The organism is Staphylococcus kloosii (assembly GCF_032139365.1).
GTDB classification, from domain to species: domain Bacteria; phylum Bacillota; class Bacilli; order Staphylococcales; family Staphylococcaceae; genus Staphylococcus; species Staphylococcus kloosii_A.
Genome location: NZ_JAVTDB010000003.1, coordinates 1 through 12,169, shown reverse-complemented (window position 1 = coordinate 12,169; position 12,169 = coordinate 1). Strand labels below are relative to the sequence as shown.

At 32.2% G+C, this 12,169-nt stretch carries 14 protein-coding genes and 1 pseudogene; 8 read left to right on the top strand and 7 right to left on the bottom strand.

The window, feature by feature from the left end; all coding sequences use genetic code 11:
• Positions 1 to 20: 20 nt before the first annotated feature.
• The 3 genes from RPL90_RS00240 to RPL90_RS00230 all read left to right on the top strand — a co-directional run bounded on the left by RPL90_RS00240 (position 21) and on the right by RPL90_RS00230 (position 1,627).
• On the top strand, positions 21 to 452 hold the full coding sequence (locus RPL90_RS00240) for a PPC domain-containing DNA-binding protein (RefSeq protein WP_313541289.1): 432 nt from the start codon (positions 21 to 23) through the stop codon (positions 450 to 452).
• A 276-nt stretch (positions 453 to 728) separates the two neighbouring features.
• Positions 729 to 1,361, top strand: a complete 633-nt coding sequence (locus RPL90_RS00235; RefSeq protein ID WP_313541287.1) for a DUF1361 domain-containing protein — start codon at positions 729 to 731, stop codon at positions 1,359 to 1,361.
• Complete coding sequence (locus RPL90_RS00230; RefSeq protein WP_313541284.1) at positions 1,358 to 1,627, top strand: hypothetical protein; 270 nt, start codon at positions 1,358 to 1,360, stop codon at positions 1,625 to 1,627. Before RPL90_RS00235 ends, RPL90_RS00230 begins: the two co-directional genes overlap by 4 nt.
• A gap of 220 nt (positions 1,628 to 1,847) precedes the next feature.
• Here the strand turns inward: RPL90_RS00230 and RPL90_RS00225 are convergent, their stop codons facing one another.
• The 4 genes from RPL90_RS00225 to RPL90_RS00210 are packed head-to-tail and all read right to left on the bottom strand — an operon-like array spanning position 1,848 to position 4,666.
• A complete protein-coding gene (locus RPL90_RS00225; protein ID WP_313541280.1) occupies positions 1,848 to 2,456 on the bottom strand; it encodes a DedA family protein in 609 nt (202 codons plus the stop codon).
• Positions 2,457 to 2,483: 27 nt separating this feature from the next.
• Positions 2,484 to 2,783, bottom strand: a complete 300-nt coding sequence (locus RPL90_RS00220; RefSeq protein WP_313541276.1) for a hypothetical protein — start codon at positions 2,781 to 2,783, stop codon at positions 2,484 to 2,486.
• Positions 2,784 to 2,802: 19 nt separating this feature from the next.
• A complete protein-coding gene (locus tag RPL90_RS00215; RefSeq protein WP_313541275.1) occupies positions 2,803 to 3,711 on the bottom strand; it encodes an aldo/keto reductase in 909 nt (302 codons plus the stop codon).
• Positions 3,712 to 3,742: 31 nt separating this feature from the next.
• Positions 3,743 to 4,666: a CobW family GTP-binding protein gene (locus RPL90_RS00210; protein WP_313541271.1), complete on the bottom strand. Its 924-nt coding sequence runs from the start codon at positions 4,664 to 4,666 to the stop codon at positions 3,743 to 3,745.
• A 228-nt stretch (positions 4,667 to 4,894) separates the two neighbouring features.
• On the opposite strand from RPL90_RS00210, the gene mgrA reads away from it, so the two are divergent.
• On the top strand, positions 4,895 to 5,338 hold the full coding sequence (gene mgrA / locus RPL90_RS00205; RefSeq protein ID WP_048792526.1) for a global transcriptional regulator MgrA: 444 nt from the start codon (positions 4,895 to 4,897) through the stop codon (positions 5,336 to 5,338).
• Between the two features lie 231 nt (positions 5,339 to 5,569).
• On the opposite strand, the gene cydC is transcribed toward mgrA, so the two are convergent.
• A complete protein-coding gene (gene cydC / locus RPL90_RS00200) occupies positions 5,570 to 7,249 on the bottom strand; it encodes a thiol reductant ABC exporter subunit CydC (protein ID WP_313541269.1) in 1,680 nt (559 codons plus the stop codon).
• The gene (locus RPL90_RS00195; RefSeq protein ID WP_313541267.1) at positions 7,246 to 8,877 is read right to left on the bottom strand and encodes an ABC transporter ATP-binding protein/permease; all 1,632 of its coding nucleotides are present in this window, start codon (positions 8,875 to 8,877) and stop codon (positions 7,246 to 7,248) included. Before RPL90_RS00195 ends, cydC begins: the two co-directional genes overlap by 4 nt.
• Before the next feature lie 260 nt (positions 8,878 to 9,137).
• Between RPL90_RS00195 and RPL90_RS00190 the strand changes: the two genes are divergently transcribed.
• The 4 genes from RPL90_RS00190 to RPL90_RS00175 all read left to right on the top strand — a co-directional run bounded on the left by RPL90_RS00190 (position 9,138) and on the right by RPL90_RS00175 (position 11,922).
• Positions 9,138 to 10,013 carry an undecaprenyl-diphosphate phosphatase gene (locus tag RPL90_RS00190; protein WP_313541265.1) on the top strand — a complete coding sequence of 292 codons (876 nt, stop codon included), beginning with the start codon at positions 9,138 to 9,140 and terminating at the stop codon, positions 10,011 to 10,013.
• Positions 10,014 to 10,185: 172 nt separating this feature from the next.
• Positions 10,186 to 10,884, top strand: coding sequence for a hypothetical protein (locus RPL90_RS00185; RefSeq protein WP_313541263.1), 699 nt, complete (start codon positions 10,186 to 10,188; stop codon positions 10,882 to 10,884).
• Positions 10,885 to 10,891: 7 nt separating this feature from the next.
• Positions 10,892 to 11,350: a YaiI/YqxD family protein gene (locus tag RPL90_RS00180; RefSeq protein WP_313541261.1), complete on the top strand. Its 459-nt coding sequence runs from the start codon at positions 10,892 to 10,894 to the stop codon at positions 11,348 to 11,350.
• A gap of 5 nt (positions 11,351 to 11,355) precedes the next feature.
• Positions 11,356 to 11,922 (top strand): LOG family protein, encoded by a 567-nt coding sequence (locus RPL90_RS00175; RefSeq protein ID WP_313541259.1) that lies wholly within the window; start codon positions 11,356 to 11,358, stop codon positions 11,920 to 11,922.
• A 30-nt stretch (positions 11,923 to 11,952) separates the two neighbouring features.
• On the opposite strand, the pseudogene RPL90_RS00170 reads toward RPL90_RS00175, so the two are convergent.
• A pseudogene (locus RPL90_RS00170) lies at positions 11,953 to 12,162 on the bottom strand (transposase); the annotation flags it as partial.
• Positions 12,163 to 12,169: the final 7 nt, after the last annotated feature.

The following is a 12,169-nucleotide window of genomic DNA, read 5'->3' as shown; positions in this document are numbered from 1 at the left end:
AACAAATAGGTGGGAGTTATATGAACTATAAAGTTGATGGTCAAACTATTATTTTAGTATTAGAACAAGGCGAAGACATTGTTGAACAAGTAACTACAATAGCGCAACGACAACATGGTAAATTTGGTTCTGTTAGTGGTATTGGCGCTTGCCAAGGCGTAGAATTAAATTTTTATAATCTTGAAACGCAAACATATGAAAAACGAGAAGTGAAAGAGCCACTAGAACTTATAAGTTTGCTCGGTAATATTTCACATGTTGACGATAAACCATTCGCTCATTTACATGCTACTTTTGGTACAAACCAATATCAAACATTGAGTGGTCATTTAACTAAAGCAATCGTCTCTGCAACTGCAGAAATTGTTATTACAATGACTAATGTAGATATCAACCGTAAGCATAATAGTAAAATTGGCTTAAATTTATTAGATTTATCATCGGATTCATAATTTATAACCATAAAATCATACAGAGGTGACACTTGCAATAATGCGTCGTCACCTCTGTTTTTATATGTTTAAGTAATATGAATTATTGAATTGCTCATAAAATTACTTTAAACAGACTACATAGCTATTGAAGGTTAAAAGAAGCCTGCTATTATATTTCTTTTTAATTGATTATAAAAACCAAAACATGTATTATTAAATCTCATATTCTCAAACACACTTTATATTATTAGTATATAGTCAAAATAGTCGTTTTAATTAAGGAAGGTAAGTCTTATGAACTTTAAATATAAAGTAAGATATATAGCACGTATTGTATTTTTATTACTCATAATCATTTCTATTTTAAAAAATAATGTTTATGGTTTTATGACACTCAATCTATTTTTAGCATATATTCCTTTGGAATTATGTTTATTACTTAAATTGTTTAAACCTAGACGTAAATTTGAATGGCCCTTATTCGCTATTTTTTCACTTATTTTCGTCTTTATGGTGCCTAATACATTTTATATGATTACTGATTTAATACATTTAAATCAATTCGCTTTTAACTTTTATGCTGGTTTGAACATTACCGAATGGAAATACTTTTCATATTTAGTTGCTGCAGTATTTTTCGCTCTCTATTGTTTAGTTTTGATATTCCTAGAAATGAGTACATTTACACATTATATGTGGTTAAATCGTACAATTATTTTAATCATGATGTTTTTAAATGGGCTAGGTATATATATGGGCAGATTTTTACGTGTTCATTCAGTATACTTAATCAACGAACCATTAAGAATTATCAGAGAAGTATTCGTAGCAATTTTTAACGTCGATACAATTATTTTCGTATTATTGATGGTTTGCTTACAATTACTGCTTGTATTGTTTATGAAAGGAGTTCGCATGGCAAAATGATCACAAAAATTATAATTTTGTTAGTTATCATTATCTTACTCCAACTCATTATCGGTCATTTTTTACACGAAGTAGGATTTTCTCTACCCCACAGTATAATTTTAATGCTATTCCCATTAGGTATAGGACTGTTCTTCTTACAATTGTTTTATTATGAGCAGCGCTACCCAGAATGGTCAGTTCCTTTAAAAGTAAAATTAAGATTAAAATATATGTATATCATTACTTTCTTCGAATACGTTGCCGTTTATGTTTGTTTATTTTAAAGATTAAAACCGAACCCGGAACATAAATCGCAGAAAAATAGCACTCAGATGATTAAATTGAATTCATCTGAGTGCTTCATTTTTGTTCAACATCTCGTATTATAGGCTCGGATAGCTTCAGCCTGTAGCCTTCAGTTTCCCCTGTTCCCTCATACGTCTCGCCAAAATACGTCGCATTGATATATGATTTTACGTCGTTATTGTAATATTCACTTATCTATTATTTTTGTCGTATTCTTTTTAACCATTTAAATAATATATATATAACTAGAAGCAATAATAAGACATAAATAATTTTAGAATAAATATCCATATAATTAACAATAACGTGCCAATTGCCACCTACTGTTTGTCCTAAATAAATTAAAATAATATTCCATAATAGCGTACCAATCGTCGTAAAAATAATAAAAATCCATATATTCATGCGCGTAATCCCGGCGGGAATTGAAATAAGACTTCTTATTAAAGGAATAAATCTACAAAAGAAAATTGTCCAATATCCAAACCGTTCAAACCACTTAAAAGTTTTTGTTAAATCTTCTGTTGTCACACGTAGAAATTTACCGTACTTTTGCACTAATTTGTATAATTTATTTTCCCCAATCCACATACCTATACCATACAGGGCGATAGCCCCAATTACAGAACCAACTGTAGAGGTTATGACGACGCCAAAGAATGTTAAGTCAGTTTTCGTCGTCATAAAACCACCAAAAGTTAAAATGATTTCAGACGGTATAGGTGGAAAAACATTTTCTAAAAAAATTAACCACGCTATACCGAAATAACCATATTGTTCCATAAAATGAATTATCCATTTTTCCATTCATTTTCTCCTAATAATAATTGATTTTTAGAACAAATTATTAAATGAAGCATATAAATATATCAGTGTACCAAATATTGCACCTGATAATACTGTTAGTATCAATGCTTGCAACATTGTACGTTTATAATGTTTAACAAATGAGACGAATAGTAATCCGCCATTATATAAGAAAAACAAACCAAATAATGCTAGAAAAATATTGATATCAGGATATGCAATATTTAGTATTAGTATAACTACAGCAAAACCTAAAAATGGAAAACTAATTAGGTTTCGTTGAAATTTTGTTTCTTTCTCTTGGTGTTGTTCGTTCTTTTGACTCATTTTCTATTTCTCCTTTTAATTATGGAATATCGTGGCCGAGTGACGCAGTATAAACATCAAACCATTCTTGGTCACTTAGCGTAATATTCATTCCTACAAGTGCATCATCTACCCGGTTCATTTGGTGCGTGCCTAAAACTGGCATGACTTGGGACGGATGTTTATTAAGCCACGCCATGATTATCCCTGAAGTTGTAACTTGATATTTTTGTGCTAGTGATTCAATCTTAGTCATTACACGTTGTGCTTTAGCATCATCAGCATTAAATAGCTTACCGCCAGCAAGAGGACTCCATGCCATTATTTTAACATCGTCTTTATACATATGATTAATTGTACCATCTTCTAACACGTCGAGCGTGTATGGCGATAATTCTAATTGATTTAGTGTAATATGTAACTTGTCACATACTAAGTGCTTATTCAATAAATCATATTGAGACTTATTAAAATTAGATACGCCAAATGATTTAACCTTTCCGGCTGTCACTAAATTTTTTAATGCCTCGGTAATTTCATTTGGATCCATTAATGGCGATGGTCGATGAATAAGTAAAGAGTCAAGATAATCAACGTTCAACTCTGATAACGACCTATTTACTGATTGCTCTATATGTTGTTGAGAATGATCATAACGATGTCCATTCGTCCATGACAATTTGTCAGAAGGCAATACTATACCACATTTAGACACTATCTCTATCTTATCTCGAAGTTCAGGAGATAATTTTAACGCTTCTCCAAATATGCCCTCACATGAATAATCACCATAAATGTCTGCATGATCCATAGTAGTAATACCTCTATCTACTAATTCATGTAAATATTTATTTAATTGTTGCGACGACCAATTCCACGAATTCGCCCGCCAAAAACCTTGTATAATTTTCGAAAAAGAAACGTGCTGATTAATTGTAACTCTATCCACCTAAAACACATCCTTTATAACGTTTTGTTAATTACGTAAATTGTAACATGTCTAACTTATTTTTTATTCTCTCAACATCTAAATATTCTCCAATAATCACAATTGTTAAATTTTTATCACATTCTATCGGTTGGTAATTCGGTACACCAAACGCATATTGAAATTCATAAATAATCTCAGGCTCGTCGCGAAATTTTACAAACCCTTTAAGTCTCAAAACATTTTCTGGTAAACGTAAAATAAACTGATAAAACAGACGTCTATCAATAGGACTAGTAAACGTATAATTTAAAGTATTAATATTAAGATGATTACCGTGTATATGTTCAAATTGAACATTTTGGTGACTAACGGTATTGAGTTGCGCTTCAGTAATTTGCCCGTATTTCGTATAGAATATGGTCGCCTTGTCGTTAATCGTGCGCAATAGTGATAGATTTTCACGTGAAGCGTTTGATATCAAATCCATTTTATTTACTAAAATTAAGCTACATACCTTTAATTGTTCTTCCATAAGCTGTTTAGTCTGTTGGGTATAGCTTTCTCTTGCCATAAATGTTGAAGCATCTGCTATCCCAATAATAAATGGCTGAGCTACTTCATCAATGATATCTGGATCTTGGCAAGCGGCTACAATTTCTATCGGATTGGCAATACCGGTTGCCTCTATTACGATATGATCAGTTTGTCTGTTAGCAATAAGTTGTTTCATTTGTATTAATAAATCTTGTTTCAAGTCACAACAAACGCAACCATTTAATATAGGAATCACGTTAATGTCATGTGACAATTGGTTATTAGCATCAAAATTACCTACTTCATTGACAATGAGCTGTGGTTTTTCATCTTGGTGTAATAAATATTGAATATAATTATCAAGAAATGTTGTTTTCCCACTGCCCAAAAAACCAGTTACAATAGTAACGGCTAGCTTTTCTTTCTTTAAACCTGTCATAGAAATCACTCATTTCAAAATTTAATGTTTGCATAAATAATAAATTAAACCTATAATTAACCTTTTACTTGATAAAAAATTAAATATCTTCTACACTTTAATTACACTGAATATTTTAGCATGGCAAAGTATAAAAGTGTGTTTGCAAATGGAATCTAAACAACATAGACGGATTTAATTCCGATGCACAGAGAAAAATACGGATTAGGATGTCTGGAGGAGAACTTAATGTCTGAGCAACTAAATTTGAAGGAACAATTATGTTTCAGTTTATACAACGCACAAAGACAAGTAAATCGCTACTATTCAAATAATGTCTTTAAAAAGTATAAACTAACTTATCCACAATTCTTAGTTTTAACTATCTTGTGGACCGAATCACCAGTTAATGTTAAAAAGGTCGTTACCGAATTAGCATTAGATACAGGTACTGTTTCACCGTTATTAAAACGTATGGAGCAGGTTGATTTAATTAAACGCGAAAGATCAGAAGTCGATCAACGCGAGGTATTTATTCATTTAACAGATAAAAGTGAAGCAATTCGTCCTGAATTAGAAACTGCATGTCAAGATGTGGCAGTAGCATCTTCACTTGATACAGATGAAGCAGCCGAACTTAATAGATTACTTGGCAAAGTAATAAATGCATTTACTGAATACGAAAATGAGTAATTAGGGTACATGCTAAAATATCGTAGAAGTTATTGTAATTGACATCAATAAATGTAAATTTGAATGAGCCTGGGACATAATATTGTCTTCAGGCTCTATTTTTATATTTATATAGGCAGTAGATGACTGAATTGAAAATGAGCTCGTCATCTTTGCCGGGTCGAGACTACAAAATCTTCTTATAAACATATGATTTTTGTCCCGCACCCATTTTTAAATTCACGCCTATTTTTACTGAACATCATTTAATTTAAAGACCTCATATAAATAACCTCGTTGTGTTATTAATTTATCGTAACGACCGCGTTCTATAATTTCACCTTCAACCATTACAATAATCTCATCGAAATAAGGTAATAAACGTAAGTCGTGTGTTGCTACAACAAGCGTTTCAGCATAATCATGAATCACTGACATAATTTTATCTGTATTATAAATATCTAATGCAGTCGTTGGCTCATCCATTATCCATAAATCACTTTCTTTTAATAATAATCTAGCAATACTAATACGTTGCAATTCTCCTCCTGAGACATTGTTACCACTAAGATCAAGTTCTTTATCGAGTGGCATATCAGATAGTCCAACTAAATCTAACACTTTTCTTATTTCGTCATCGCTTCGTTGAGTAAATAAATTATCTCTGAGCGTGCCATCGAATATTTGCTGCGATTGTAATAACGCATTGATTGAAGCATATTTTTGCTCGTTTTTTATATGATGAATCTCTTGTTGTTGATATTTTACATTACCTTGATCGGCAGTGTATAAACCTAACATTAGATTCAACAGTGTACTTTTACCAGAACCTGAAGGACCAACAATTGCTACATGCGATCCTTTTGTAATTTTTAAATTCACATTATTAATGACAGGTAAATGCTGTTGCCAATATTTAAAAGTAACGTTATTAAATTCTAGTATTGGCTTATCGCTGTCAGTTTTTGTTACTAAGTTCTCATTACCTTGCTCTACTGGGTGCGCCATTATATTATTAACGCTGTTCAATGCATCATCTGTATCTGCTTTAAAATAAGCAACATTACTCATAGGTACAGCTTGCTCAAATAACGTCAACATCATTAAAACAATGCTTGTTAAATAAACAACATCCAAACTTCCTTTTTGCACTTGTAACACGCCTAACAGTAAAGTGAAAAAGAGCGCTGCCATGGCTATCAAGTTTAACAAGAAATCATAACGCGTTAAAAATTGTTGCTCTTTATCTTGTGCATGACTGTAGTGTTCCAATGCATGTTGTACTTTACCTTTATATTCGTCAATCTTACTAAAACGATTTAATTCAGCATAACCTGCTTTATAATCATAATAATAATCCATAAAGTCTTTTTCAGATGCTCGTTTAATTTGTTTTATTTTACTCGCCCTTTTGGCGCTAATCCAGGGCACTATACCTAACGTAATTAGCATACTAATAAAAATAATCGCAGCATGTACATAAGAAAAAGCAAACAAGACGCTTACAGATACGATTGACGTTAACCCTATTACGATTGGCGGATAGTATACACGCAAATAAATATTTTGTAAGGCTTCAATACGTCCTATCATATTAGATAATAATTCTGTAGATTTAAACTTTCTATAAATATCCGGAACAACTGGAATCAAGCCTTTAAAAAACTGAACCCTTACGTCTCTCAACATCGTAAAAGTTGTTCTATGTGATAATAATCGTTCAATATATCTAAAAATCGCGCGCAAAAAACCGAACATTTTTACAGAAACGATAAACACCATTAACGCAAATAACGGTGCACCGAGCGCGCTTTGTGTAACCATATAGCCACTCAAGAAAAACATCGCTAGCGCTACTAAACTGCCAAGCACACCTACGACAACTGCAAGTATTAGATCTTTGTCTATTTTAATATGAATGCGTGGTTTCATTGTAAATCATCACCTTTTAACTTTATTGCAGATGTTAAGCCATCAACATTTTGCATCTTACCTTGACTAAGTTCAATAATCATATCTGCTTGGCGTATTGTGCTATCTCTGTGTGCAATAAATATAATTGTTTGTTGTTGGAAATGACGTGCTATCGCCGCCTGGATAATTTTTTCAGTGCGAATATCTAAGCCTGTCGTAGGTTCATCAAAAATCACTACATCGGGTTGTAGTAATAAGACTCTTGCTAGCTCAATTCTTCTCATTTCTCCACCAGATAACATTTCTCCACCTTCACCAATGTGTGTGTCTATACCTTCTGTTAATTGGCAAATTTTGTCCTTTAAGTTCACTTCTGTTAACACATTAATAATAACTTCATCTGCTATAGTGTCATCAAACATCGTTACATTATTTCTAATTGACGTATTAAAAATATAAGGATGTTGACTTAACACACCGAAGTTAATCGTTGTCTCATTCGTGTACAATTCACCACTCGATGGTTGCAATTGTTGACTGATTATTTTAGCTAAAGTGGACTTCCCAGCACCGCTTGGTCCCACTAATGCGATTTTGTCACCACGTTTAATCTTCAGATTGATATCTTGTAACACATAGCTTGCCTTTTCATTATACTTAAACCAAACGTTTTGTAGCGCTATAATATCATTTGAAGATATGACTTGCGGTTGAGCTACAACGTGAGGCTCAGCACCATCTAGAAAATCGAATAAGACATCGCTAGAACCTTCACTTTGTTTACCTGTATGGAATGACTGACCTAAGTCTTTAATAGCATTGTAAAATTCAGGTGCCAAAATAATAGCAATGGCTGCTGTTTCAAAATTTATATTGTGAAACACCACAAGTCCCAAACCTACTTCCAATGCGACTAAACCAATACCTAACATAGTAATGAATTCTAGCATTAAACCAGACAAGAATGCACTGCGTAAAATTTTCATTGTTAAAGTTCTAAAATGTGTGCTTTCTTCATATAATTCACGTTCTGTTTGTGCAGTACGGTTGAATAACTTCAAAGTGACTAAGCCTTTTACTTTATTTAAAAATTGTTGACTAAATTGATTTAAATAAGTCATTTTATCTTTAGCTTCATCACGTGTTTTCAATCCGAAAACAATATAAAACAGCGGAATGAAGGGCGCCGTTACAAACATAATTAAAGCAGTATTTAAGTGTATAAAGCACATTGCAACAATGATAAATAATGGTATCATCATTGACTTAAACACTTGAGGAAAATAACTATTAAAAAATGGTAGTATGCCGTCTATAATTTCAGTGACAACATTGACTTGACTACCAATTGGCGTGTTCGAATTTTTAGCAATTGCCTGTTGTCGAAAATATTGTGCGACTTTGGAAGCCATACGGTTACCTAAGTTCAGATTTAACATATTGAAAGTAGCCCTTAATAGTAAAACCACACCAGTTAAACTGAGTAATCCATATATTTGAAAATATTTATTTATTAATACTTCATTTAAAACTTTAGCAATTGCTATATTTTGTATCACAACTGTTAAAGCTAAAAACATGCTTATAATCGCCATGCCTATTAAATATATTTTATATGCCATCGCTATCTTTGTTAATCTTTTCACAAGTATCACCTAAATTACATTATAGTCTCTTTGTTATATTTTTAAATGAATAAGGTTTGTATTTAACATCAAATTCATCAGTCTTTACATATTTTCGTCACAAATGTTATATCCATATTTCACAATGGACATAAACTTTCATTTAGTGTTTTATACAAACGTGAAGTGTCTTACTATTATTAATATATCTTTGCATAATTTCATGATATTATAAGTAACGAAATGTAAAAATTAATAATAGCTATGAAAGTAGGTAACTTATGTTCATTCTTGAATTGATTAAAGGAATTATATTAGGCATTGTTGAAGGTTTAACAGAATTCGCACCGGTTTCCTCTACTGGACATATGATTTTAGTTGATGATATGTGGTTAAAATCAAGTGCATTTTTAGGGTCTGAATCGGCATTCACTTTTAAAGTAGTCATTCAGCTCGGTTCTGTATTTGCAGCTGCATGGGTCTTTAGAGAACGTTATTTTGAAATGCTTCATATTGGAAAATATAAATCCCAACCTATCGATGGTCTAAGGCATAAACCTAAACGCTTAAATTTATTACACATTTTAGTAGGTATGATACCTGCAGGCGTGTTGGGGCTACTATTCGATGATGTTATTGAAAAGTATTTATTTAGTGTGCCAACTGTAATGATTGGTTTGTTGATTGGTGCTGTTTACATGATTATTGCCGATGTTTATAGCAAAAAAGTACCTAATCCTAAAACAGTAGATCAAATAAATTATTTACAAGCTTTTATTATTGGATTATCACAAGCCATAGCTATGTGGCCTGGTTTCAGTAGATCTGGCTCTACTATATCAACGGGTGTACTTATGAAAATGAATCATAAAGCAGCTTCAGACTTTACATTTATGATGTCTGTGCCAATTATGCTTGGTGCAAGTTGTTTGTCATTAATAAAAAATATTGAATTTATTCATTTAAATCAATTACCTTTCTACATCTTAGGATTTTTAGCAGCATTTGTATTTGGATTAATTACCATCAAATTATTCTTACATCTTATCAGTAAAGTTAAACTATTACCTTTCGCTATTTATAGAATCATTATAGTAATCATTATTGCGATCCTTTATTTTGGTTTTGGTATAGGTCATCATATTACAAGTGCATAATCTTTTGGGACATTATTTTTCAACTTTAAATGTTAAGATTAATGTCCCTTTTATATTAGAAATGTTAATATTAAACCTTAAGTAAACGAATATTTGATAATTCATTTGTAGCGTTTATTGTGGTGATACACAGGGTAAATGTTACATAGTATATTTATATGGAGGCAACGTTATGGACAAAAAGAATTTAGTGAAAACATTAATTAACGTTTTACCAATCTTTCTCGTTCCACTTGTTTTAGAACGTAAACGTATTAATGAACAGCCAGATGTTAAAAAAGCAACTGATGCTACAGTAAAAGCTTCAAAAACAGTAGCACATAAATCTGTTCAGTTCAAAGATGCTGTTGTAGATAAATCAGGTGATGCAAAAGATTATGTTGTTGAAAAAAAACAGCATTTGGACGAAAAACGTCAGCTTAAACAAATCGCCAAAGAGAGCGATCCAGCTTATATCGAAAAGCAAGAAGAAAAAGCTGCTCAAGAAAGACGTAAAGAAGCTGAAAAGTTAGATAAAAAATTACAAAAACGTATTGAAAAACGTCATAAAGAAGAAGAAAAATTACGTGCAGCGAATCAATCTGAACGCATCAAAAGTATTAAGAAAGCCAACAAATATATGGATGAAGTTGGTTTAAGCCCTGGTAAAGTTGATAAAGAAACCGAGAAAAAAGGTGACAAACTTGCCAAGGAAAATCGTAAAGAAATTAGTAAGTTAGATAAAATTTTACAAAAACGCATCGCCAAGAGACACAAAGAAGAAGAAAAAGAGCTGGAAAAGAATAAAAAAGCACGCCTTGCTGAATTTAAAAAGTATAAAAATTATGACGCTAAAAGCGTCGTAAAACAAAATAAAGAGCAAGACGAATAAGCGATTTATGACTAGAATTATAATAGATGGAGATGCTTGTCCTGTTACTCATTCAGTTATTGAAATGACTACAGGGACAGGCATTTTTGTTATCATTGTACGCAGTTTCAGCCACTTTTCTACAACTATCCAGCCCGACCATGTTCGTACCATTTATGTCGATAGTGGCCCAGAAGCCGTCGATTACAAGATTGTACAAATCACAAAACCTAATGATATCGTTATTACACAAGACTATGGATTAGCTAGTTTACTTCTAAATAAAGTCGCAATGGTGTTACATCACTCTGGTCGTCATTATACAAATGACAATATCGACACTTTACTCGCACAGCGGCACGCCAGCGCTCAATTTAGAAAAAGTGGCGGAAGAACTAAAGGCCCTTCTAAATTCACTTCTGAAGATCAAGCGCAATTTAAAGTGAAACTAGCACAAATTTTAAAAGATGACACAGCAAAGGAGTAATAATCATGAAAAAAATTGCAGTATATTGTGGTGCAAGTAAAGGTAACAACCCTATATACGTCAAAGAAGCGTATAATTTAGGAAAATATATGGCTGCAAAAGGTTATGAGTTAATATTTGGTGCCGGATCAGTTGGTATTATGGGAGCAATTCAAGACGGCGTATTAGATGCTGGGGGTAAAGTAACAGGTGTAATGCCCAAAATGCTTGATGAGCGTGAAATTACGAGTCAAAAAGTAAGCGAACTGATACTTGTTGATTCTATGCACGAACGTAAAAATAAAATGGCAGAATTGGCCGATGCTTTCGTTATGGCTCCTGGTGGTGCCGGTTCTTTAGAAGAATTTTTCGAAATGTATAGTTGGTCACAAATAGGAATTCATCAAAAACCAATCGCAATGTTCAATATCAATAATTTTTTTGACCCGTTAAAAGATTTATTATTACATATGATTGACGAAGGATTTATCGACTACAAATATAAACAATTAGCGCCTCTATGTAATACAAAAGAGGATTTACTTACTGCTTTAGAACAATATAAACCACTCGGTATACGTACTTATGATTAAAAAAAGAATGTAGCTTATTGTCCATAGTCTACGGTAAGCTACGTTAGTCTCAATTTCTTTAATAGTTTGTCTCATTGATTTTATGCCAAATAATCTTTAAATAAGTAAACTCTTAACTAAGATAACTGGATCAATAGAAGGACGTCCGTTATCTAGACAGTATTTATCTTCAACGAGTTCATAAACGAAGTTTAAATCTAATACCTTATCTACTTTTCTCAACAAGTGATCTTTAGGTACTCAGTTT

Coding starts and splice junctions, on each gene's coding strand:
- RPL90_RS00225 (WP_313541280.1), bottom strand. CDS start 2,456: ATGGAAAAATGGATAATTCATTTTATGGAACAATATGGTTATTTCGGT.
- RPL90_RS00230 (WP_313541284.1), top strand. CDS start 1,358: ATGATCACAAAAATTATAATTTTGTTAGTTATCATTATCTTACTCCAA.
- RPL90_RS00210 (WP_313541271.1), bottom strand. CDS start 4,666: ATGACAGGTTTAAAGAAAGAAAAGCTAGCCGTTACTATTGTAACTGGT.
- RPL90_RS00235 (WP_313541287.1), top strand. CDS start 729: ATGAACTTTAAATATAAAGTAAGATATATAGCACGTATTGTATTTTTA.
- RPL90_RS00180 (WP_313541261.1), top strand. CDS start 10,892: ATGACTAGAATTATAATAGATGGAGATGCTTGTCCTGTTACTCATTCA.
- RPL90_RS00175 (WP_313541259.1), top strand. CDS start 11,356: ATGAAAAAAATTGCAGTATATTGTGGTGCAAGTAAAGGTAACAACCCT.
- RPL90_RS00190 (WP_313541265.1), top strand. CDS start 9,138: ATGTTCATTCTTGAATTGATTAAAGGAATTATATTAGGCATTGTTGAA.
- cydC (WP_313541269.1), bottom strand. CDS start 7,249: ATGAAACCACGCATTCATATTAAAATAGACAAAGATCTAATACTTGCA.
- RPL90_RS00185 (WP_313541263.1), top strand. CDS start 10,186: ATGGACAAAAAGAATTTAGTGAAAACATTAATTAACGTTTTACCAATC.
- RPL90_RS00240 (WP_313541289.1), top strand. CDS start 21: ATGAACTATAAAGTTGATGGTCAAACTATTATTTTAGTATTAGAACAA.
- RPL90_RS00220 (WP_313541276.1), bottom strand. CDS start 2,783: ATGAGTCAAAAGAACGAACAACACCAAGAGAAAGAAACAAAATTTCAA.
- mgrA (WP_048792526.1), top strand. CDS start 4,895: ATGTCTGAGCAACTAAATTTGAAGGAACAATTATGTTTCAGTTTATAC.